A 22509-nucleotide genomic window follows, 5' to 3' on the forward strand; every position below is an offset into this window, starting at 1 on the left:
GGCTGCCTTTCTCTTCGACCGGAGGCGTACCGACCAGTTGGTATGAAGGGGGTGTCCGGCGGCGCCTCGGTCGTCGGCCGGGGGTCAGTTGAACAGGCGGGCCAGGTCCACGCGGGACCTGATGTTGAGCTTGCGGAAGATGCCGCGCAGGTGGTGCTCGACCGTGCGCGGGCTGATGAACATGTGGGCGGCCACCTCGCGGTTGGTGGCCCCTTCGGCGACCAGCCGGGCGATCTGCTGCTGTTGCGCGGTCAGTTCGCTGGTGGAGACGGGGTCGGGTCCGCGTTCGGCGGTCCCGATCGCGCGCAGCTCGGCGCGGGTCTGGCGCACCCACAGCCGCGCCCCGAAGCGCTCGAAGGTCTCCAGCGCGTTGTACAGGTGCTCGCGGGCCCGGCCGGGCAGGCGGGCCCGGCGCAGGTGGGCGCCGAACAGCAGCTGGGTGCGCGCGTGCTCGACGTCGTCGTCTCCGCAGGCCCGGTGCAGGGCCAGCGCGTTCTCGAAGTGGTCGCAGGCCTCGTCGCCCGCGGCCAGCAGGCCCGATCCCCGGGCGGCCAGGGCCAGCGTGCTCGGGCTGCCCACCGACTCGGCCCAGCGCCGGTACCCGGCCAGGGAGGTGCGCGCCCACTCGGTCTCGCCCATGCGGGTCGCCGCCTCCACGAAGTGCGGGGCGGTGAGCAGCCGCATGGTGGGGTGGCCGTGCCCGGGGGCGGCGTGGACCAGGGCGCGCAGCCGGAAGAACGCTTCCGCGGCGTTGCCCCGGGACAGCTCCAGGACGGCCAGCGCCCACGCCGACAGGGCGGCGGCCAGGCCGAGGCTGTTCTCCCCCGCCTGGACGGCGACCGCGCGGGCCCGGATGCGGCAGGTGTCCACGTCGCCCTGGATGGCGGCGATCATCGCCAGGGACGCCAGGTGCTGGGTGGCCCACACGGTCTGGCCGGTCTCGCGGGAGACCCTCAGGCCGGTCAGGGCGGTCCCGGCGGCCGAGGGGAAGCGTCCGCTCCAGAACTCGGAGAAGACCAGGAAGCCCAGCGCGGCGGGCAGGGTGGCCCGTTCGCCCCGCAGGCGGCCGACCTCGACGGCGCGCGAGGTGACCGACCGCACGAACGGCGCGTCGCCCAGGCGCAGGCCGCTGATGCCCGCCCAGACCAGCTCGGAGGGCTTGGCGATCCCGGCCAGCCCGGTCGCCTCGCGCAGCAGCGGGGTGGAGCCGGGGTAGTCGCCGCGGAAGGAGACCGCGCAGCCCTCCAGGAAGGACGCGACCATGCGCATCGGCGCCGGGTCGTCCGGACGGACCAGGGGCAGGGCCAGTTCGGCGGCCCGGCCGTGGCGGGCGGCGTCACCGGCCAGGGAGGCGGCGTCGGCCGAGCGCACGAGGGCGCGCAGGGCCAGGGAGCGGTCGTGGGGGATGAGTCCGCGGCCGACGGTGAGCAGGCGTTCGGCGACGTCCATGGCGTTCTCGCCGCGCATGGCGATCTGGGCGTCGATGAGGTCGGCGGTCGCCCGCCGCCGGTCCGACACCGCCAGGGGCCGCGCCCGCGCGAGCAGCCGGGTGGCGCGCGCCGAACTCCCGGCCATGTAGGCCTCGTAGGAGGCCGTGTTCAGTCGGCAGGCGCGTTCGTCGGGGTCGGGGCACAGGTCGGCGGCGCGCTCGTAGGCGTGGGAGGCGGCGAGGCGGCCCCCGACCCTCTTGACGCGCCGGGCGGCGGCGGTCGCGGCTTCGGCGAGTCCGGCGTCGGGCGCGTCGGCCCCGGCGGCGGTGTGGCGGACGAACTCCGCGGGCGAGGTTCCGGGGTCGCAGGCGCGGGCCAGGGCCCGGTGCGCGGCGCGCAGCCGCCCGGCGGGGGCGTCCTGGGCGATGGCCTCGCGCGTCAGGGGGTCGGCGAAGACGACGGTGTCGCCCTCCACCCGCACGAGGCCCCGCTCCTCGGCGGGTTCGAGGTCGGTGACGGTCGGTCCGGGTGCGGGGACGGAAACGCCGGAACCGGGGCCGGTGGCGTTCGGTCCGGGTTCCCCGCAGGCCTCCAGCAGCCGGTGGACGCGGGGCTCGTCACCGAGGGCGGCGAGCAGCAGCAGGTGGCGGGCCCGTTCGGGGAGGCCCCGGTAGGGGGCGAGGAGGCCGGCGCGCAGGCGGCCGGGCAGGCGCGGCGGGTCGGGGAGGGGCTCCTCATCCAGGAGCTGGGTCCGGGACAGCCCCCGCAGGAGGCCGAGGACGGCGGCGGGGTTGCCGTGGGCGGCGCGGACCAGGGCGGAGCGCACGGCGGAGGCCGGGGTGACCGGGGCCCTGTCGGTGAGGATGTCGTGGAGCGCCCGCTCCTCCAGGGGCGCGAGCGGGATTTCGGCGACACCGGGGACGAGGGCGTCGGAAGGGGGTTCGGCGTCGGTCTCGGAAGCCCGGGCCCCGGCGGGCTTGCCCCGGCCCTCGCGCGCGGCGAGGACGGCGGCGACGGGCGTTCCGGCGAGGCGCCGGGCGACGAAGGCCAGGGCGTCCAGCGAGGGCGCGTCGAGCCGGTCCGCGTCGTCCACGCACAGCAGGAGGGGGCGGTCGGCCGCGGCGAGGGAGAGCAGTTCGACCAGGCCGGTGTAGAGGGCGAGCCGGTCCGCGTCGGCGACCGCTCCCCGGGTCAGGGCGTCGCGGAGGAGGTCGCGCGGGGGCTCGGGAAGGCGCTCGGCCTCCCGCGCGAGGGGGCGGAGGAGGCGTTGGAGTCCGGCGAGGGGCAGGTCCGCCTCGTCGGCGACGCCGTCCGCGCGGAGCACGGTGAAACCACCTGCGGACCCGCTCAGGTACTCCAAAAGCGCCGTCTTGCCGCGCCCGGGGCCGCCGGAGAGGAGCAGGGAGGCGCCCCGGCCGGACCGCGCGTCGTCCAGGGCGTCGGAGAGGGCCCGCTGCTCCGTGTCGCGACCTCGGAGGCGGGCGACGGGGGGTTGTGTGTTCCTGCCAGCCACGTGCACACATTCGCACAGCGGGCCCCCGTCGCGGCAGGTGCGGGCGACCACACTGGTCGTTTCACCGATGCTCGCCCGGAGTCGCACGCGACGTGCGGGACGGGCCTGGGTAGGGGTACTCGCGGTGCCCGCGGGACGGGTGCGCGGGCGGGGCATCGCGGTGCCCACCTGGGTTTCCGCGGCCGGGGAAAGTGACGGTGCTCACTCCGCGGAGGGGGCCCGGCGCCGCCCCGGCGCCCGCACCGGCCGGGAGCAGGGTTATCAAGCCGTAACGTGCGCGCAACGACACACCCGCGATACCGACAAACGGGACAAAAGATCACATGGATAGCTTTTTATCTTCTTCAGGACACTGTCGCGACCGCCCCCGACGGGGATATCCAGTCCGGGACGCCCCCGTGAGGGAGCGCCCCTACGGCAGGGAGGGACCGACGCCCATGGAGAACCGCTCCACGGCAGCACACGACACCCGGCGGTCGGCGGCCGCCGGCGCCCGCGACGGGAACCGCACCGTGCCCCCGACCTTCGGCGTCGAGGAGGAGTTCTTCGTCGTAGACCCCGGCACCCGCCTCATCCTGTCCCGGGCACCCGAGGTGCTCGCCAACACCCGCGTCCTGCGCGACCACCTGTGCGGCGAGTTCTCCCGCGCGCAGGTGGAGGCCAACAGCCCCGTGTGCGACGACGCGGGCGAGGCCCTGCGCTTCCTGCGTGCGGCGCGCGGGGAGCTGGGCCGCGCCGCGGGCGCGGCCGGGCTCGCCGTCGTCGCCTCCGGCACCGCCGTCCTGGGCGATCCGGCCTCGGTGGGGACCAGCGAGGGGCGCCGCTACGCCGACATCGCCGCGCACTTCGGTGCGCTGCGCGAGTCGCACGTGGTGTGCGGCTGCCACGTGCACGTGGGCGTCCCCGACCGGGAGACCGCCGTGGCGGTGGGCAACCACCTGCGCCGGTGGCTGCCGTTCCTGGTGGCGCTGTCGGCGAACTCCCCGTTCCAGGCCGGACGCGACACCGGCTACTCCAGCTGGCGCACGGTGGCCTGGAACCGGCTGCCCTCGGCCGGTCCTCCCCCGCTCCTGCGCTCCCTGGCCGAGCACGAGCAGACCGTGCGGGCGCTCTCCGACGCCGGGGCGATCCTGGACCGGCGGATGGTCTACTGGGACGTCCGCCTCTCGGACCACCTGCCCACGCTGGAGATCCGGGTGAGCGACGTGGCCGCCACCGCCGAGGAGGCGCTGCTGCTGGCCGTGCTGATCCGCGGCCTGACCGGTCGAGCGCTCACCGACGTGTGCTACGGGATCCCCGCGCCGGGCATCCCCGACCAGGCGCTGCGGGCCGCCGTGTGGCGGGCCGCCCGGGACGGGCTGGAGGGCGTGGTGCCCGACCCGCTGACCGGGGAGGCGCTGCCCGGGCACGCGGCGGCCGAACGGCTGCTGCACGCCGCGCTGCCCGGGCTGCTGGCCAACGGCGACGCCGACCTGGCCTCCTCCCTGCTCGGCCGGGTGCGCGCGGCCGGAAGCGGGGCGGCCCGCCAACGCGCCGTGTACGCCCGGCGGGGCAGGCTCGCCGACGTGGTGGACCACCTCGTGGCCCAGACGAGGGAGGGCCTCGCCTGAGGAGGGCGGGCCGCGCTTGTCCGCAGGGGCTACCGCCCGACGCCGCCCGCCACCTCGGCCATGGTGGGCGGGTTCGCCCCCTCCCGGGTCACCGTGACCGCGGCGACCGAGACCGCGAACCCCAGCAGGTCCGCCAGGTCCGCCCCGTCCAGTCCGGCGAGGCGGGCCCGCGGATCCTCCCCCAGCCGGTCGTGGCGGTCCAGCCAGTTCAGCAGGGCGCCCATGAAGGAGTCGCCCGCGCCCACGGTGTCGGCCACCTCGGTCCTCGGCGCGGCCACCGCCACCTCCTCGCCCCGGCAGACCGCCAGGGCCCCGTCGGCACCCATGGTCACCACCACCAGCGCCGGGCCCAGCGCCGCGACGGCGTGGGCCGCCCGGACCGGGGACAGGTCCGGGTACAGGAACGCCAGGTCCTCGTCGCTCGCCTTCACCAGGTGCGCCTGCGCGGCGTGCCGCAGGGCCAGCGCCCGCGCGGTGACGGGGTCGCCTATGACGTCGTGGCGGATGTTGGGGTCCAGGGTGAGCGTCACCCGCCCGCGCCCGTGCTCGCGGCGCAGCATCGCCTCGATCAGGGTGGCGCCGGGCTCGCGGAACAGCGCTATCGACGCGGTGTGCAGCGCGCGGACCCCCGGTTCCAGCTCCTCGGGCAGCTCCCCCGCGCGCCAGCGCCAGTCGGCGGCGTCGTCCATGCGGAAGTCGTAGCGGGCCGACCCGTCCCGGCCGAGCGTGGCCAGGGCCAGCGCCGTCGGCTCCCGGGCCGGGAGCAGCCCCGCCGGGTCCAGCCCCTCCCCGAGCAGGCGCTCGCGGATCAGCTCGCCGAAGCCGTCCGCGCCGATCCGCGCGAGCAGCCGGGTGGGCGTGCCCAGCCGGGCCGCCGCCACCGCCGTGTTGGCCGGACCGCCGCCGGGCGCCGCCTTGAGCACGTCGGGGCCGTGGGAGGTGGGCAGCAGGTCCATGACGTTCTCGCCCACCACGACGAGGCGGGGGGAGGACCCGGCCCCCGCGGCCCCTCCGGCCGGGACGCCCTGCGCGTCCCCTGCGTTGTCGGTGGTCACGCGTTTCCTCCGGGGTTCTGGTCGGTGCCGGGCAGGAGGGCGGCCGCGATGGAGGCCGACAGCCCGACCTGGGGCAGGAGTGCCGCCTGGTAGGCGTGGTAGACGTCCGGCTTGCCCGGCCACACGCTCGCGGCCGGACGGTTGTCCGGGTCCAGCTCGTGGTGCCAGCTGCCGCGCTCGCGGTCCAGGTGGTGCCGGTCGGCGTAGGCCCACCAGCGTTCGTACAGGTCGGTGTAGGAGGCCCCGCCCGTGTGCTCCCCCAGCGCCCAGGCGGCCATGGCGGCCTCGGCCACCACCCAGTGCATGCGCTCGCGCACGACCGGCCGGTCCTGCCAGTCGAGGGTGTAGACGAACCCGTCGGCGCCGTCCACGGCCCAGCCGCGCCGGACGGCGTGGTCGAACAGCGCCTCGGCGTCGGTGCGCAGCCACGCGGGGACGGGGTCGCCCGCACGGCTGAGCGCGACCTCCAGGTGGACCAGCAGACGCGCCCATTCGAGCAGGTGCCCCGTGGTGCTCCCGAAGGGGCGGAAGGGGTGGTCGGGCTGGTCCCGGTTGTAGTCCGGGACGGGCTTCCAGTCGGGGGTGAAGTGCTCGGGCAGGCGCCAGTCGTGCTCGGCGGCCACGCCGTGGATCAGGTGCTCGGCGACGGAGAGCGCGCGGCGGGCCCACAGGGCGTCGCCGGTGGCGTCCGCCGCCGCCAGGAAGGCCTCCACGGCGTGCATGTTGCTGTTGGCGCCCCGGTAGTCCTCGGTGGCGTTCCACCCGCTGTCCCAGCTCTCGCGCAGGGCGCCCGCGGACTCCTCCCAGAAGCGCTCCTCGACGACCCGCAGCGCGTCGTCGAGCAGCTCACGCGCTCCCGGGCGACCGGCGAGGGTGGCGCTGGAGGCGGCCAGGACCACGAACGCGTGCTCGTAGGCCGACTTGCGCGGAGGCTCATGGGAGCGCTCCCGGGAAGAGTCCGCCGCAGTGTCGTCCGGCACCCGGTCGAACCAGCCGCCGTCCCGGGCGTCGCGCAGGGGGCCCGACGCCAGGGCCGCCACACCGTGGTCGGCCAGCCGCCCCGCGTCGGCCTCCCCCCGCAGGTGGGCCAGGGAGAACACGTGCGTCATCCGCGCGGTGATCCAGGCGGCGGCGGGCCGGTCCCGCTCCACACGCCCGTCCGCGTCGAGCCAGCCGAAGCCGTCGGACACGGCGGATCCCGCGGCGAAGCCGTACAGCCGCCGCTCCTCCTCGCGCAGCCACTCGGGCAGGCCCGGGGCCGGTCGTGTCGATGGTGTCAATCCACTGCCTCCTCAAGGCGTCGGTGAGCGGGTCCACGGTATCCCGCGAACTCGACACCGCGGTAGACCGGGGAGCCCGGTCAACAGAACACACCATCACTCCCGGGACAGCACATTCCGGACACGCGGTTCCGGAGCGGCGGCCGAAAACCGGGTGCGCCGCCCCGCCCCCTCTGCCAGAGTCGCCCCGGCGCCGCACGCCGCGGCTCCCGGAATCGCCCGGACCCGCGACGCGGCCGGTTCCCCGTCCGTCCACGGCAGAAGGCAGGCCCGCCATGGCCCACTCCGCTTCCTCCCCCGAACGCTCCGACCGGGACACCCTGTCCCGCGACCCCCTGCCCCTGCGCGGCAGGACCGCCCTGGTCACCGGCGCGAGCAGGCGCGGCGGCATCGGCTACGCCGTGGCCCGCCGCCTCGCCGCGTACGGCGCCTCGGTGATGGTCCACCACCACCAGCCGCACGACGCGGAGCTGCCCTGGGGCAGCGACGACCTCACCGCCGTGCTCGACGGCGTGCGCGCGGTGCTCGGCGACCCCGCCGCCCGCGTGGCCGACGTCGGCGCGGACATGGCCGACCCCGACGCGCCCCGGCGGGTGGTGGAGGCGACCGCGGCCGAGTTCGGGCACCTGGACGTCCTGGTGGCCAACCACGCGCGCAACGGCGGCGACGCGTCGCTGGCCGAGGTGACCCCGGAGATGCTCGACGGGCACTGGGCGGTCGACGCCCGCGCGCCGATCCTGCTCGCCCAGGCCTTCGCGGCGCGGCACGACGGGCGCCCCGGCGGCCGGGTGCTGTTCATGACCTCCGGGCAGATCCGCGGGGCGATGCCCGGTGAGGTGGCGTACGCGTCGGCCAAGGCGGTCCTGGCCCAGATCACCCCGACCCTCGCCGCCGAACTGGGCCCGCGCGGCATCACCGTGAACGCCGTCGATCCCGGCCCGGTGCAGACCGGCTACATCGACGAGGAGCTGATGCACCGCGTCCTGCCCGGCTTCCCGGCCGGGCGGGTGGGCGTGCCCGACGACCCGGCCAGGCTGCTGGCCTGGCTGACCACCGACGAGGCCTCGTGGGTGACCGGCCAGGTGATCAGCACCGACGGCGGTTTCAGCTGCTAGAGACCGGATTCAGTCCTGGGGTCCGGGTTTGGTCACGCGCCCGGCCGCGTTGCGCGCGGCGGCCTTGGCGCTGCCCAGGTCGGCGGCGCGGCAGGTCCACCAGACGTGCTGGGCGGCCGTGACCGGGTCGTCGGCCATGGGGATGTGCCCGCTGCCGATCAGCGAGACCATGCGCGCGTTGGGCACCCGGTGGTGGGCGTGCGCGGCGCTGGACGGCAGCAGTGTCCGGTCGCGGTCGCCCCAGGCGATGGTGACCGGGCACTCGATCGGCCGCGCCGTGAAGACGTACTCGGCGATGCGCGGCACGAGCCGGATGTAGGGCGAACCCTGCTGGAGGCCCCGGACGCTGAACCGGGTCGCCTTGGCCTCGGGCGTCGAGGGGTCGCCGCGCAGCGCGATCCGGGCGGCCGTCCTGGCCGGGGCGGTGTTGGCCAGGCGCTCCTTGACCCGCATCGGGACGTGCGTGGCCAGGCGGGAGAGCGCGCCGACCCCGCGTATCGCGCACCGGGCGAGCCTGTCGGAGAACCCCGCCGGGGAGAACACCGTCACCGACGCGGCCAGGCCCCGGACCCCCAGTTCGAGGGCGATCGACCCGCCGAGCGAGTTGCCCGCCAGGTGCGGGCGCTCCAGCCCGTGCAGGCGGCAGAACTCCTGGATGTCGTCGGTCAGGGTGAGGACGTCGTAGGGCTCGTCGGGGCCGGGCCCGGGCGAGGCGCCGAACCCCGGCAGGTCCACGCAGATGACGCGGTAGTCGGCGGAGAGCCGCCGCATCACGGCGGTCCAGCTCTGGCGGCGGTCCCCGAGTCCGTGGAGGAGGACCAGGGGGCGGCCGCTCCCCCGTTCTTCGAAGGCGATACGTGTCGGGTCCATGCCCTTCGGTCTACCCGATACGGGGACCGGTAGCGCCCCGGACCCGCGGGGCGCCGGGGAGGGCGCACGGTCCGGGGCTCCCCGGACCGGGCGCGGGGCGGTCAGCTCCTCCGGGGAGCCCGCGTCAGGAACACGCCCGACAGCACCGCGAGCAGTCCGAGGACCGGGCCCGCGCCGAGTCCCAGGCCGGACACCGTCAGCAGCAGCATCCCGCCGCCGACCAGCGCCGCGGCGGCCAGGACGCGGACCATGCCCGGGGAACCGCTCAGCACCTTCGGCGGGTTCTCGAACCGCACCGCCCAGTGCGCCAGCGGCACGATCAGGGGCACCAGGACCACCAGCCCCAGCACGCCCCACAGCACCCACAGGCCCGTCAGCGGCTCGGGGGTGTCGATCCCCAGGCCGAACACCAGCACGCCCGCCACCACGCTGAGCGGCAGCATGTGCCACAGGTAGACCGTCATCAGCTGCGGGCAGATCCGGTCCAGCAGACGCGCCGGGCCCGGGCGCTCCGACCAGGCGCTGATCCGCTCGCGCAGCAGCACCGCGACGCCGATCTGCAGCGCGCCCATGGCGGCGAGCACCAGGGTGGGCGGGGACACGTTGGAGGACTCCGTGGCGAACACGCCCGTCATGTTGAGCGAGTAGGGGCCGAACGTCGTCAGGGCCAGCGCGGCGGCCGCGCCGCCCGCCACCATCCCCGCGGCGTAGCGCAGGCGGATCGCCCCCGTCGCGTAGCGGAACCCCAGCTGGTGCACGCCCAGCCACACGAAGGCCACGTTGAGGTAGCCGACCCAGTCCGCGCCGGTCGAGAAGCGGGTCAGGTCCACGGCCGCAGCGGCGGCCAGCAGGGCGATCGGGACCCACCAGCCGAAGAGCTCCTGGGCCCGGAACAGCAGCGGGGTGGACACGACCACCAGCACGTACACGGCGAGGAACCACAGCACCATGCCCGCGGCCCCGGCGCCCACCAGGACCGCCTGGGCCGGTGCGCCGCCCAGGACCAGCAGGTGGGAGGCGACGATCCACAGGGCCGCCAGCGGCACCACCGGCCAGGCGAGTCTGCGCAGTCTGCGCGCGAACCAGTCCGACGCGGACATGCCCCGGCCCGAGGCCGAGCGCCAGCTGATGAGGTTGGCCGCGCCCCCGACGAAGAAGATCAGCGGCATGACCTGGACGACCCACGTCAGCACGAAGCCGCCCTCGGTGGACAGGACGCTGCCCGCCTCGAAGGACCCGGGTTCGTGGACCAGAACCGGCAGCCACCAGTGCTGCATGACCACCAAAGCCATCACGAACAGCCGGATGACGTCCAGGAACCTGTCCCGGCCAGCCCCGGGCCGCGGTGTCCGCGGAGAGGGCAGGAGGGCTGTGCCGGAGGCGTACGCCGACGACGAGCCCCCGCCTTCGTTCTCGACGGTCACGGTCATCGGTCGCTCCTTGGTCTACCCCGTACGCGTGTGCGTCCCCGGACGCGATGGTGCGCGGGGGCCGTGTGGCCGGGATCAGGGGGTGGCGACGCGTTCTCGAACGCGCCCGGTGGCGTGGCCGCGTCGGCTCAACTGTCGGCGACGCGTGGTAACGAGAGTAGGTCGGGCCGGGTGGTGGCCGCGATGGATCTGACGCCCCTCTCCGAGAGGCGGTTGCCCGACCGTGGAAGGTGGTGCCTGCACCACCGCGCGTCGGGGCGCGGCGGATCGGGGACCGTTCTCCCCCGGGCGGAGGGCGCTGACGCGCCGAACGTGCTCCGGGAAGTCCGGGAGAGTTCCCGCACACGGTACCCCGCGAGACGGCGTGCACGAAACCCTTGGGGAAGGTCCGTGTGCGGAGACGGAACAGCTGTCCGGGGCGGTCGGGCCGCGCGGCAGCGGTGTGAGGGCCCCGGGCGCGCACGGAAACGGCGGCGGAAACGGCGGCGGAACGGAGGGGTCCTCCGGTCCGCCGCCCGGCCCCGTACGCGCGGCGGGCCCGGCCCCGGCCACCGGTGTCGGCCGGGTGCGCGGGACCCGCCGGTTCGCCGCGGTGGCGTCAGGGAGCGGTGGGCAGCGCGCGCTTGTGGGCGGTGGCGCGGTACCGGCCGACCAGCGCGGTCTCCACGTGCCCGGGCACCGGCAGGCCCTCCAGGAAGTCGTCGATCTGGTCGTAGGTCAGGCCGAGGGCCTCCTCGTCCGGCTTCTGCGGGGAGAGCGTCTCCAGGTCGGCGGTGGGCACCTTGCGCACCAGGTCCTCCGGAGCGCCCAGCTCGGCGGCGACCGCGCGCACCCGGCGCTTGGTCAGACCGGTCAGCGGCACGAGGTCGGCCCCGCCGTCGCCGTACTTGGTGAAGAACCCGGTGACCGCCTCGGCCGCGTGGTCGGTGCCGACCACCAGTCCGCGCAGGCCGCCCGCGACCGCGTACTGGGCGATCATCCGCTGCCGCGCCTTGACGTTGCCGAGGACGAAGTCCGCCGAGGACTCGCTGGCGTAGGCCATCCCGGCGGCGGACAGGGAGTCGGCCATGGCGTCGCTGGCGGGCCGGACGTCGACGGTGAGGCAGCGCTCGGGGGCCGTGAACGCGACGGAGCGGGTCGCGTCCTCCTCGTCCTTCTGCTCGCCGTAGGGCAGGCGCATGGCGACGTACTCGCACTCGTGGCCGTTCTCGCGGGCCCGGTCCACCGCCAGGCGGCACAGGCGTCCGGCGGTGAGCGAGTCCACACCGCCGCTGATGCCCAGGACCAGCGCGGTGGAGCCGGTGCTGATCAGCCGCTCGGCGAGGAAGGCCACACGGCGTTCGATCTCGACGCGCGCGTCGAAGTGCTCGGGCACTGCGAGGTCGCGGATGATCTCGCGACGGTCCTGGCTCAGCTCGGTGTCGGTCACTGCGGTCCCCCGTGGGTGTGGTGCGTGTGCCCGCCGATTATCGCCTGTCCCGCGTTCGGGGACGAGCCCGGGGAGCGGCCCGGACCGGAGGGGGCGGCGGAGGGGCCGGTGGAGGGGGCGCGGCCTCGGGGAGCCGGAGGGAGGGATCGCGGGGGCGGGGTGGGGATGCGCGGGGCGGGGACTCGCGGGGGCGGGAGAGTGCGCGGGGCGGCCTCAGGTGTCCGTGCGCAGGCGGCGGGCGAAGCGCTCGTAGTCGACGACCACCCCGTCCCCGTCCACCGACAGCCGGTACTCGCCGTGCAGGGGGTCGCGGTAGGTGTAGCGCTCCAGGCCGTCCTCGGCGGGGTGGCGGGTGTAGCGCTGTCTGACCCGGCGCACCCGCAGGGAGGGGATGTCGATCCAGACCACCGCGATGTCGCGGTACTCGCCCGGGCGCAGGCCGAGGCGGCGGATGGGCAGGGTGTTGGTGAGCGGGGTGGCGGCGACGTCCACGTCCAGGCAGCCCACCAGTTCGGGCCGGGGAACGCCGTCGGGTCCGCTCCAGTGGCCTCCGTGGGCGTCGAGCGTGACCGACTCCAGGCCCTGGGAGGAGAGGACCTCGGCGTACACCCGCCGGGTCGTCCACGCCAGGTCGGTGCGGACGCTGAAGCGGGTGAGGAACCGCTCCTCGCCCACGACGACGGTCTCCCCGGCCTCCAGGCGGTGGCCGTCGGGCTCGGGGAGGAGCGCGCCCAATCCGAGGCCCTCGGGCACGTCGGTCCGGGCCCACACGGCCGGGTGTTCCGTCAGTGACGACATGTCACCGTTCTACCGTTCCGGGGTCGGGTGCGCCAGAGCGGCCTCCCCGCCCGCACTGCGGACGCGGTGCGGGCGGGGAGGCCGGGGCGGTCGCCGGTCAGACCCGTGTGGCCTCTCCCGGGGCGGAACCGGTGCCGCGGATCTCCGCCTCGACCCGGTCGAAGTCGCTCTCCATCTGCGGGGTGACCCTGGCCAGGCCGTTGAAGACGAAGATGGCGGCGACGCTGAGGACCACGGCCGGGACCATGGCGTACAGGCCGGTGCCGAAGAAGTTCGCGTCGAGGACGTCCCACACGATCGCGGTGGTGCCGCCCGCGATCATGCCCGCGAGCGCGCCGGACCAGCTCATGCGCTTCCAGAACACGGAGAGCACCAGGATCGGGCCGAAGCCCGCGCCGAACCCGGCCCAGGCGTAGCCGACCAGGTCCATCACCGACTGGTCGCCCCACAGGGCGATGGCCGCGGCGCCCAGGGCGACGGCGACCACGGTGACGCGGCTGACCCACAGCAGCCTCTTGGGGTCGGCGTCGCGGTCCACGAAGGCCCGGTAGCCGTCCTCGGTGAGGGCGGACGCGGCGACCAGCAGCTGGGAGTCGGCGGTGCTCATGACGGCCGCGAGGATGGCGGCGAGCAGCAGACCGGCGACCAGGGGGTGGGTCAGGGCCTCGATCAGGAGCGGGAAGACCTGCTCGGAGTTCTCCAGCGGGGTGTCGAAGTAGGCGATGCCGATGAAGCCGACCAGCACCGCCAGGATCATGGCGGTGACCGCCCAGACCACGCTGATGACGGCGGCCTTGGGGATGTCGCGGACCGAGCGGATGCCCATGTAGCGGGACAGGATGTGCGGCTGGCCGAAGTAGCCGAAGCCCCAGGCCAGGCCGGAGACGATGACCACCCAGCCGAGGGTGTCGGTGCTCACCCACTGGCCGAGCTCGGCGTCCAGGGCGGTGCCGCCGACGGCCGACAGCAGCCCGTCGCTCTTGCCGGACACGCCCTCGGACAGCCCGGCGAAGCCGCCGAGCGCGGTGACCGCCATGGCGGGGACGACCAGCAGGGCGATCCACATCATCGCGGCCTGGACCACGTCGGTGTAGGACACCGCGAGGAAGCCGCCGAGCACGGTGTAGAGCACCACGATGCCCACGCCGATGGCGATGGCGGGGCCCGGGCTCAGACCGAAGACCTGGTCGAACAGGGCGGCCATGGCGACGAGCCCGGAGGCGACGTAGAAGAAGTAGAAGACGATGATGAGCACCGCCGAGACCCCGCGCAGCAGCCGCGTGGGGTCGTTGAAGCGGTTCTCCAGGAAGGAGGAGAGGGTCAGGGAATCGGAGTCGCCCCCCGAGCGGGCGTCGGTCACGCGTTCGGTGTACACCCGCAGGCGGGGCGCGAGGAGGATCCAGCTCCCGGCGAAGCCGCAGGCCAGGCCGACGGCGATCCAGGCCTCGCCCAGGCCGGAGACGTAGATGGCGCCGGGCAGCCCGAGCAGCAGCCACCCGCTGAAGTCGCTGGCGTTGGCGCTCAGGCCCGCCACCCAGCTGTTGAGCTGTCTGCCGCCGAGCACGAAGTCCGACTGCGAGACGGTGCGCTTGTAGGCCCACAGGCCGATGGCCACCATGGCGGCGAGGTACACGCCGAAGGTCGCGACGGACCAGAGCATGGACTCGTCCAAGACCCTGCCCTCCCTTCTCCTGAGCGCGCGGGCACGAGCCTTACGCGCTGTTCGTGGATATTGCGGGGGATCATTGCCCCGTGTCCGGTAAGTCACAACACCTGTGCGTGGAACAACACCGCTTTGATACCTCGGCGAGTCCTCGGCCGTGGGTCGCCGTCCGCCAGGCCATGCCGGGGCGCCGGTGTTTGTCGGACCGGACATAGACAGGGCCATCCTTGTATCGGAACACCCCGTACCGCACGACCCGCTACCGGAGCTCTCCCCTCTCCCGGGCACCCTGCGGATTGACGACCCGCGTTCCCCCGGTTGCCCGCAGTCGCACGGGGGAACGATTCCGGCCATAACGTCCGAGAGGTATCACCGGGCGAAACGGATACGAGAGAGGTCCGCGAACTGTGGCCGTCCCCCTCCCTCCCCCACCTGGACTGCAGCCGCACGAACCTCCGTGGCAGACGCGGGTACTCAATCCGAACGGACAGGTCTGCGGCGGTGCGGTACTGGTGTCCCCGCACCTGGCGGTGACGTGCGCGCACGTGGTCGCCACCGCCCTGCGCCTTCCACGACATGTGGCTGAGCACCCGGGGGACGACGCCTTCGTCGCACTGCGCTCGTTCGACGGCCGCACGTGGGAGGCGAGGGTCGGTACCGAGCTGTGGGCAGCAGGACCAGGAAGCCGGGACCTGGCCCTGCTCAGGTTGACCGCGTCGGGAACACCGGACACCGGATTCCCCGTCCTCGCGAACTGCTCGGAACTACCGCTCGAAAGCGGACTGCGCGCCACCGGTTATCCCGCGCTCATGGACTCCCTGCAGGCCCCGCTGCTCTACAGGGGCAAGGGAGGCCCCACCGGTTTCACCCATCAGGTGGAGATCGCGGCCCAGAGCGAGGTACGCATCACCGAGGGATTCAGCGGCTGCGCCGTGCGCGCGCAGACCGGGGAGGTCGTCGGGATCCTCCAGAAGAACCACCACTACCCGTGGAAACAGCCCGAGGAGCCGACGACCCTGGGCTTCGTCCTGCCCGTCGAGGAGATGCTCGGCAGCCGTGTACTCCGTGACACCCGCAGCGCCGTCACCGTGCAGCGCCTGGTCGACGAGTCCCTGTGCGGGGAGGAGACGTACGACAGCCTCCACGACCTCCTCGCCTCGGTAACCCTGGACGAGGTCCCCACCCGCGGGCTCCTCGACTCCTCCGAAGTGCGCGAGGTCCGCAGGCGTACGAGCGGGGAGGCGACCGCGTGGACGGTCTTCACCGCTCTGCTGGACCTGGTCGCCCCCTACGGCGGCCCGCCCCGGCACGTCTCCTGGGTGCACCACGTGTACCAGGAGCTGCTCCCGCGACGACCGATACCCCTGGTGGTCGGCCAGTGGATCCGGAGGACGGCGTCCGTCCTGGGGCCCGACTGGGAGGAGATCCTGATCCGGGACCGCGAACGTCGCCGCGGGGACCGCGCCGTCGGCGCAGGCGCCGCGCCGACAGGGGAACCGAGCAGCGGCCCTCCCTCCGCTTCCGGGAGCCTGGCGGTCCCGGAGACGGTCGTGGTGTTCGACCTGGCACCCGCCGCCCGTGGCTACCGGCTCTCGCACAGCATCGCCCATCTCGGCGACGCCGGGTACGAGGTCTTCCCCCAGGGTGAACAGCAGGCCGACGAGGAGCAGATCTGCGACCTCGTGGGGGACATCATGAGCGAGGCTTCCCTGCAACGCCTGGTCGTACCGACGGAGGAGTCGCTGAGGCTGCGCGTCCTGCTTCCCCGCGAACTCCTCCACCTGAACGTGGCCGAAGCGAGGATGCACCGGGAGATGGCGGGGCTGGCACCGAGCCTGGGAACGCAGTACGAGATCGTCTACCACATACGCGAGCGCACGGAGTCGAAGGACGACGTCACCGTGCCCCCGGAGAGATGGGCCCGGCGCTCCGAACGACAACGTGAGAAACCGTGCTTGGACGACCGCAACGTCCTGATCGCCTGGAGGACGCCCGGCGACGAGATCGCGGACGCGCTGGCCGACCACAACATCACCGTGTGCGTGGTGGACTCGGACCACGCACACATCCGGACCATCTACAACGCGATCGTCTACCAGGGCGTGCCCACCATCATCAGGGGGCCTCGACACGCTGTCACGGAACTCGTGGACGAACTGCTGTCGCGCAAGCCGGGGGACCGCGTCGAGGTGACCGCGCTCGCCCGCTACCTCAGGGACAGGGCGAGGATGAGGGCGCGTTTCTCGGAAACGGTGCAGACCCACCTGATCGCCTTGATACATGATGACCACGGCGACGACATGATCCCCCAAATAATATCAAGCAGCACCACATGACACATAAGCCACACAGAACTCCTCATGACCCACGGACGAAACCCGAGGCGACAGCGAACCACCCTCGGTTTCCCACGGGGAGAGGAAGGGCGATGACCGCACCACGTGTTCCCCGAAAGGGTTCCAGTGAACCCGCGTTCTCCGCCGGGAACGAAATAAGATGGCTCACAACCGACGGCTGTCGGAGCAGTGAAAGACTGAGGTAATGCGTCCCCGAGGAGGCCTTCCACCCGCGTACGTGGAAGGACGCCGACTTTTCCACACAGATTCGGCGAAACCACACCATGGATGAACTGACTCAGCGATACCGGAAGGCCCTGTCCGGCACGGACGGTTCCGCACGCATGGCCGTCATCATCGACGGCTCCCCTCTGATGCAGCTCCATGAGCATGCCGTGGCCCCCATTCGGAGAGCCGCACGGGAGGTGGGAGCACCCGTCAGCGCACTGGGCGGCGCCTCCTCGCTACTCGCCGCGGACCACCGCTCCCTCCTGTCGGGCGGAATCGGTGTGATCGGCGTCGTCACCGACACCCAGGACCGGAAGTGGAGGGGGCCCAGCCTGCTCCCGTGGCTGGCCGAGCTGGCCGCGAACGTACCCGTCGTCCTACTCCACCTGCTCGACCGTTCCGCGTGGTCCCGAGGACCCGTCACGCTCAAGCCCCTGTGGATGCGGGAGATGCCTCCCACCGCGTCCTCCTCCTGGTCCTTCGCCAGCTCCGTGGCCGACACCGAGCCACACGGCCCCCCTCCCGACACCGTGGTGGTTCCGTTGCTCGAGTGCGCTCCGGAGTCGGTCGCCGCGGCGGTCTCGGCCCTGACCGCCTCCCGTCCGGACTGGAAGGTGGACGCCTGGGTCCTCACCGGCGGGGGACGCAGCGGCTCGGCCCCGCGTGAGGTGCCCGATCCGGTCGCCCACTTCCTGGCCAACGCCTCATCGGGTGCCCGCGAACTGGCCGTGCGGCTGGCCCAGACCCCGGTGAACCTCCCGGCGGCCGAGGTCATCCAGCGGGGGATCCCCCGTGCACCGGTGAGCGGGTTGACCGCGCGGACGGAGATCGCCGAGGTGTTCGGTTCGGAGCTGATGGACCCGGCTTTCCACGGCGGACGCCTGGACGACCCTTCCCGGGGCGCGCTGGAGTTCCGCGCCGAGGTCAGACGTGAGCTGCTCGGCCGGTTCGGCCAGATCAGCACGATGCGCTCGGTCTTCTACGCGATCGGCATCGAGTTCAAGGACGAGGCGCGGATCTTCCAGTACCTGTCACGTATCGACTCGGGAGCCCCCGTGGCCGTCTCCGTCGAGGGCGAGGAGTCCCTGGCGCGCGCGGTCCTTCCCGCCCTGTCCGAGATGCCCGGTGAGTACCGCAGGCTCGCCGACCGCATACGGGAGGCGCTCGGTGAGGCGCCGGTCCGTGACCCCAGCGCCCCACGAGAGGAAGAGAGCCGTTCCGTGACCACCTCGCAGATCCCGGTACCGGACCCGGCGGGTTCCGTTGCCGACAGTACCGACAGGTCCTCCGCGTCTCCCCGGCGGAGGATGGCGCGGTTCGGAGGAGTCCCTCCGCACAACCGCAACTTCACCGGCCGCGAGGACGTCTTGGCCCGGATCCACGCCTCCCTGTCGGACCCGGGAGGCGACTCGTTCCTGTTGGCGGGCGGCGGGGGCATCGGCAAGACGCAGATCGCCATCGCCTATGCGCACACCTATCGCGGATCCTACGACCTGGTCTGGTGGTTTCCGGCGGAGAACCAGACCGACATCCAGCAGTCCTATCTCCGGCTGGCCAGGCACCTGGGTGTGCGCGACGACCTCGGCGCCGAGGAGACCGTGGTCCAGGTTCGGGAGAGGTTGGAGGGCGACCCTGACGTCGGCACCTGGCTTCTCATTTTCGACGACGTCTCCAACCTGGACGATCTGCCCCTCGATAACCTGCCGCACAGCGTGGACGGGCGCGTCCTGGTCACCTCGCGGGACAAGAACTGGATCACGAACGGGCTCAGTGACGGTTGCTCCGTTCCCACGATGAGTCCCGACGAGAGCGTGGCACTCCTACGCAAGGTGTGCCCAGCCGGGCTGGAGGGCGGATCAGCCGCCGCGCAGATCGCGGCACGGCTCGAACACTTTCCCCTCGCCCTGGCGCAGATGGGCGCCTATCTGCGCGACTCGCTGCTGAGCACCGACGAGTTCCTCGAACTGCTGGACACCAAGTTCGACGACCTTGTGAGCCAGGTCGAGTCGGACGGCCTCTACCCCCGTTCCCTGGCTGCGGCATGGAAGCTCCAGCTCGACGACCTGCGGCGCGGCACCGGGAGGGACCGGGAGCTCAAGCACATGGTGCGGGAGTTCATCCAACTGTGCGCCTTCTTCGCGCCCAAGCCGCTGTCCAGGACCCTCTTCCACCGGGCGGCGGGGTTGAGTACCAGCTCCCACCTCTCCCGTGTCCTGGGCAACGACATGGTCCTGTCGAAGGTCCTGACCTACGTGGGACGGCACAGCCTCGCGGAGCGGGACCTGGCGCACAACACCTTCCAGCTGCACGTGACCTTCCGCAGTGTCGTCCAGCAGAGCCTGGACGACGAGGACCGGCTCGGCTACCGCCTGCTGGCGCACCGGCTACTGGCCCAGAGCGACCCCCTGGGCCCGGGCCGCCCCGAGAACTGGGACACCTACCAGCTGTTGTTCGCCCACACGCACGCCTCCGAGGCTTGGCGTAACAGTGATCCCCAGGTCCGCAACCTCATGTACAACACCATCTCCTACCTGGTGGAGACAGGAAACTACACACCGGCACTGCAGTTGACCGACCGTTGTGCGGCCAGCTGGTACGACGACGTCTCGCAGCGCTTCCAGGTCCAGCTCCTGCGCAACCGGATCCTACGCAGCCAGGGGCACAACCGTACAGCGTTGGCGGAGGCGGAGCATATGCACGCCGAACAATCCGAGCTGGAAGGAGCCGAGAGCGAGGAGGCCCTGGCTGCTCTGAGGGCGCGCGCCATCGCTCTGGCCAACCTCGGACACTTCACTGAGGCCGAGGAGCTCTTCCGAGGAATCTACGAACTACGGCTCGAACGGTACTCCGAAGAGGAGGAGACTCTGGTGGCGGCGCACGACTACGCCACCATCCTGCAGAATCTCAGCCGATACGAGGAAGCGCTGCGAATCGACCGGCGCAACGCTGAGCAACGTGCCCGGCTCCTCGGAGAGAACGCGATCTCCACTCTGCGCAGCCGCCTGTCCGTGGGGGTCAGCCTCATCGCGGTCGGACGGCTGGAGGAGGCGGAGGAGGTGCTCGAGGACTGTCAACAGCGCTTCGAGGTCACAGGAGCAGCCACCAGTGTGCACTCTGTGGACATCCCTCTATTCCTGTCGGTGATCCGACGCAGGCTGGGAGACCACGAACGAGCGCTGGAACTGTCCCTGCGTGTGGAGACAGGACACCACAAGAAACGTGTTCAACAGGGCGTGACAGCTCTTTACTTCTGGGCCGTGCACACCGTGAACCTGGCCTTCGGAGGACGCGTCGAGGAGGCCTGCCGACGGGCGGAGTACCTTCTGGGCAATGTGGCGGAACACTACCCCGACCACCATCCCTTCCCCTGGGTCGCACGTGTGAACGCCGCCATAGCGTTCAGGACCTCGGGAGACCTCAAACGCGCATTCGAGCTTGACAGCGCGGCTTTGGAGGGACTGGTGCGGATCTACGGTGAGAGCGAAGCGACCACGATCCCTGCGCGAATCAATCTGGCGAACGACTTCTTCGCCTTGGGACGGATCCAAGAAGCACGGACACGCGACGCCGACGGTGTGGAGCAATGCCGTGCGAGTCTGGACGAGAACCATGTGTCGCTGCTGATCGCCCGCCGCAACCACCTGATCAGCCGGAGAGCGCTAGGCGAGGATGTTGAAGAGGAATGGGAGGGGCTGCGTCAGGAGTGCATCGCCAGGTTCGGTGCCGAGCATCGCTTCACCACCACGATGTCACGCTTCATACGGCTCGACTGCGACATGATTCCCGTAGCCCGCTGAATACCGGTTCGTGTGCTTCCTGCTCAGGGCAGCACCCTGAGCAGGGGCAACCACGCGCCTGGAACAAAAAACAGAACGGGGCCAGCAGGATGAACCGAATCGCGGAGCAGGACACCACCCGAGGAACAGAGCCGTACCTCGCAGCAATCCGCCTCGTCCATCGACCTCGACGACTTTTTCCAGAGCGCCGTGCCGATAGACCCTCCCCGAGAAGGACGGCCATCGCTTCTTCTGGTCACCATGGGCTCCAAACGCCATCGCTTTCGCTGGGGGCGGACCTCGGCTACCTTTGTCTCTCGTACAGTCCCTCACATTTTACGTTCCGAAAGCGAGAACAAGACAACCCTCTCTGTGCATTTATGAGGCTGCTGTGAACAGTGTGATTGATTTCGTCACCGACGACGATGTGATCATCAGTATCGAAACGACACCCGTGAGGCGGGACGGCGCCTCGGACGTCTCCCTGCAGGTCGACCCGGCGGAGAAGATTCCGCTGGAGAAACTGGTCCTGCGTATCGAGAAAGTGGCCGAGGCCGTTTCCGGCCAGCTCGCCAAGCTCTCCGCGTCGGGGCTGGGCCCCAGCGAGACGGAGATCGAGTTCGGGGTCAGCGTGAGCACGGAGGCCAACGTGATGGTGGCCAAGGGCAGTGGCCAGGCCACTTTCAAGGTACGGATGGTGTGGAACCGGGACAAGGGCTGAGCGCACACGGCGGTGGCCCGGGTCGCACGCCACGACCCGGGCCACCGTCGGCGGGAGGGGAGCCCTCCGGCTCTTCTAGTCCCAGTCCAGGCCGCCGCCGGTCTGGTACTCGATGACGCGGGTCTCGAAGAAGTTCTTCTCCTTCTGGAGGTCCATCATCTCGCTCATCCACGGGAACGGGTTCTCCGTCTCACCGAAGATGGGCGCCAGGCCGATCTGCTCGGCGCGACGGTCGGTGATGAAGTGCATGTACTTCTCGCACAGCTCGGCGTTGAGGCCGAGCACGCCGCGCGGCATGGTCTCGCGGCCGTAGGCCACCTCCAGCTCGCAGGCCTCGGTGAGCATCTGCCGGACCTCCGCCTGGAACTCCTCGCTCCACAGGTGCGGGTTCTCGATCTTGATCTGGTTGATCACGTCGATGCCGAAGTTCAGGTGGATCGACTCGTCGCGCAGGATGTACTGGTACTGCTCGGCGATGCCGACCATCTTGTTGCGGCGGCCCAGCGACAGGATCTGCGCGAAGCCGGTGTAGAACCACATGCCCTCGAAGATCACGTAGAAGGCCACGAGGTCGCGCAGGAAGGCCTGGTCGGCCTCCGGGGTGCCCGTGCGGAACTCCGGGTCCTCCAGGTTCTGCGTGTACTTGAGCGCCCAGGCGTCCTTGGCGGTGATCGAGGGGACCTCGCGGTACATGTTGAAGAGCTCGCCCTCGTCCAGGCCGAGGCTCTCGCAGATGTACTGGAAGGTGTGGGTGTGCACCGCCTCCTCGAAGGCCTGGCGCAGCAGGTACTGGCGGCACTCGGGGTTGGTGAGCTGCCGGTACACGGCCAGCACGATGTTGTTGGCCACCAGCGACTCGGCGGTGGCGAAGAAGCCGAGGTTGCGCTTGAGCATGAGGCGCTCGTCCTCGGTCAGCCCGTCCCTGGACTTCCACAGCGCGATGTCGGCCTGCATGGCGACCTCAGTGGGCATCCAGTGGTTGTTGCAGCCCGCGAGGTACTTCTCCCACGCCCACGTGTACTTGAGCGGGAGCAGCTGGTTGACGTCGGCGCGGGCGTTGATCATCGCCTTGTCGTCGACGTTGACGCGCTCGGCGTCGCGCTCGATCTCACCGAGGCCGCTGGTGGCGCTCGCGCTGTTCTCGGAAACTGCGGTCATGCTGGGGTTTTTCCGTTCTCCGGACGTACCGGAAGAGTCGTGGCTGGGTGGAGGGGACGGACGCCTGCGCGGCCCGGGGCCCGCCGGAGGGCGGGGG

15 protein-coding genes are annotated in these 22509 nt (G+C 71.9%); 5 read left to right on the forward strand and 10 right to left on the reverse strand.

Annotation, left to right across the window (positions count from 1 at the left end; translation table 11 throughout):
• Window positions 1-84: 84 nt before the first annotated feature.
• The gene (locus AC0VX6_RS27330) at window positions 85-2994 is read right to left on the reverse strand and encodes a helix-turn-helix transcriptional regulator (RefSeq protein ID WP_475466776.1); all 2910 of its coding nucleotides are present in this window, start codon (window positions 2992-2994) and stop codon (window positions 85-87) included.
• 386 nt (window positions 2995-3380) lie between these two features.
• Here AC0VX6_RS27330 and AC0VX6_RS27335 point away from each other — a divergent pair, with 386 nt between their 5' ends.
• On the forward strand, window positions 3381-4553 hold the full coding sequence (locus AC0VX6_RS27335; RefSeq protein ID WP_475466777.1) for a carboxylate-amine ligase: 1173 nt from the start codon (window positions 3381-3383) through the stop codon (window positions 4551-4553).
• Window positions 4554-4582: 29 nt separating this feature from the next.
• Here AC0VX6_RS27335 and AC0VX6_RS27340 read toward each other — a convergent pair whose 3' ends face one another.
• The gene (locus AC0VX6_RS27340) at window positions 4583-5608 is read right to left on the reverse strand and encodes a carbohydrate kinase family protein (protein ID WP_475466779.1); all 1026 of its coding nucleotides are present in this window, start codon (window positions 5606-5608) and stop codon (window positions 4583-4585) included.
• On the reverse strand, window positions 5605-6888 hold the full coding sequence (locus AC0VX6_RS27345) for an AGE family epimerase/isomerase (protein WP_475466781.1): 1284 nt from the start codon (window positions 6886-6888) through the stop codon (window positions 5605-5607). Before AC0VX6_RS27345 ends, AC0VX6_RS27340 begins: the two co-directional genes overlap by 4 nt.
• Window positions 6889-7163: 275 nt before the next feature.
• Here AC0VX6_RS27345 and AC0VX6_RS27350 point away from each other — a divergent pair, with 275 nt between their 5' ends.
• Window positions 7164-8003 (forward strand): SDR family oxidoreductase, encoded by an 840-nt coding sequence (locus AC0VX6_RS27350; RefSeq protein WP_475466783.1) that lies wholly within the window; start codon window positions 7164-7166, stop codon window positions 8001-8003.
• Window positions 8004-8012: 9 nt separating this feature from the next.
• On the opposite strand, the gene AC0VX6_RS27355 is transcribed toward AC0VX6_RS27350, so the two are convergent.
• The 5 genes from AC0VX6_RS27355 to putP form a co-directional block, all read right to left on the reverse strand.
• The gene (locus tag AC0VX6_RS27355; protein WP_475466785.1) at window positions 8013-8873 is read right to left on the reverse strand and encodes an alpha/beta fold hydrolase; all 861 of its coding nucleotides are present in this window, start codon (window positions 8871-8873) and stop codon (window positions 8013-8015) included.
• A gap of 101 nt (window positions 8874-8974) precedes the next feature.
• Window positions 8975-10303 carry an acyltransferase family protein gene (locus AC0VX6_RS27360; protein WP_475466786.1) on the reverse strand — a complete coding sequence of 443 codons (1329 nt, stop codon included), beginning with the start codon at window positions 10301-10303 and terminating at the stop codon, window positions 8975-8977.
• Between the two features lie 598 nt (window positions 10304-10901).
• Window positions 10902-11732 carry an ammonia-dependent NAD(+) synthetase gene (gene nadE / locus AC0VX6_RS27365; protein WP_274975350.1) on the reverse strand — a complete coding sequence of 277 codons (831 nt, stop codon included), beginning with the start codon at window positions 11730-11732 and terminating at the stop codon, window positions 10902-10904.
• Window positions 11733-11945: 213 nt separating this feature from the next.
• Window positions 11946-12530, reverse strand: coding sequence for a putative glycolipid-binding domain-containing protein (locus AC0VX6_RS27370; protein WP_212642273.1), 585 nt, complete (start codon window positions 12528-12530; stop codon window positions 11946-11948).
• 97 nt (window positions 12531-12627) lie between these two features.
• Window positions 12628-14190, reverse strand: a complete 1563-nt coding sequence (gene putP / locus AC0VX6_RS27375) for a sodium/proline symporter PutP (RefSeq protein ID WP_274978276.1) — start codon at window positions 14188-14190, stop codon at window positions 12628-12630.
• Window positions 14191-14600: 410 nt separating this feature from the next.
• Here putP and AC0VX6_RS27380 point away from each other — a divergent pair, with 410 nt between their 5' ends.
• Both AC0VX6_RS27380 and fxsT read left to right on the forward strand, forming a co-directional pair.
• On the forward strand, window positions 14601-16529 hold the full coding sequence (locus tag AC0VX6_RS27380) for a trypsin-like peptidase domain-containing protein (protein ID WP_475466788.1): 1929 nt from the start codon (window positions 14601-14603) through the stop codon (window positions 16527-16529).
• Window positions 16530-16813: 284 nt separating this feature from the next.
• Complete coding sequence (gene fxsT, locus AC0VX6_RS27385; RefSeq protein ID WP_475466790.1) at window positions 16814-20554, forward strand: FxSxx-COOH system tetratricopeptide repeat protein; 3741 nt, start codon at window positions 16814-16816, stop codon at window positions 20552-20554.
• Between the two features lie 23 nt (window positions 20555-20577).
• Here the strand turns inward: fxsT and AC0VX6_RS27390 are convergent, their stop codons facing one another.
• Window positions 20578-20796, reverse strand: a complete 219-nt coding sequence (locus AC0VX6_RS27390) for a DUF397 domain-containing protein (protein WP_302475376.1) — start codon at window positions 20794-20796, stop codon at window positions 20578-20580.
• 128 nt (window positions 20797-20924) lie between these two features.
• Here AC0VX6_RS27390 and AC0VX6_RS27395 point away from each other — a divergent pair, with 128 nt between their 5' ends.
• On the forward strand, window positions 20925-21254 hold the full coding sequence (locus tag AC0VX6_RS27395) for a CU044_2847 family protein (RefSeq protein WP_475466792.1): 330 nt from the start codon (window positions 20925-20927) through the stop codon (window positions 21252-21254).
• A 75-nt stretch (window positions 21255-21329) separates the two neighbouring features.
• Here the strand turns inward: AC0VX6_RS27395 and AC0VX6_RS27400 are convergent, their stop codons facing one another.
• Window positions 21330-22412 carry a ribonucleotide-diphosphate reductase subunit beta gene (locus tag AC0VX6_RS27400; RefSeq protein WP_274975355.1) on the reverse strand — a complete coding sequence of 361 codons (1083 nt, stop codon included), beginning with the start codon at window positions 22410-22412 and terminating at the stop codon, window positions 21330-21332.
• Window positions 22413-22509 lie beyond the last annotated feature (97 nt).

The sequence above is a fragment of the Nocardiopsis sp. iso_25 genome (genome assembly GCF_056173305.1).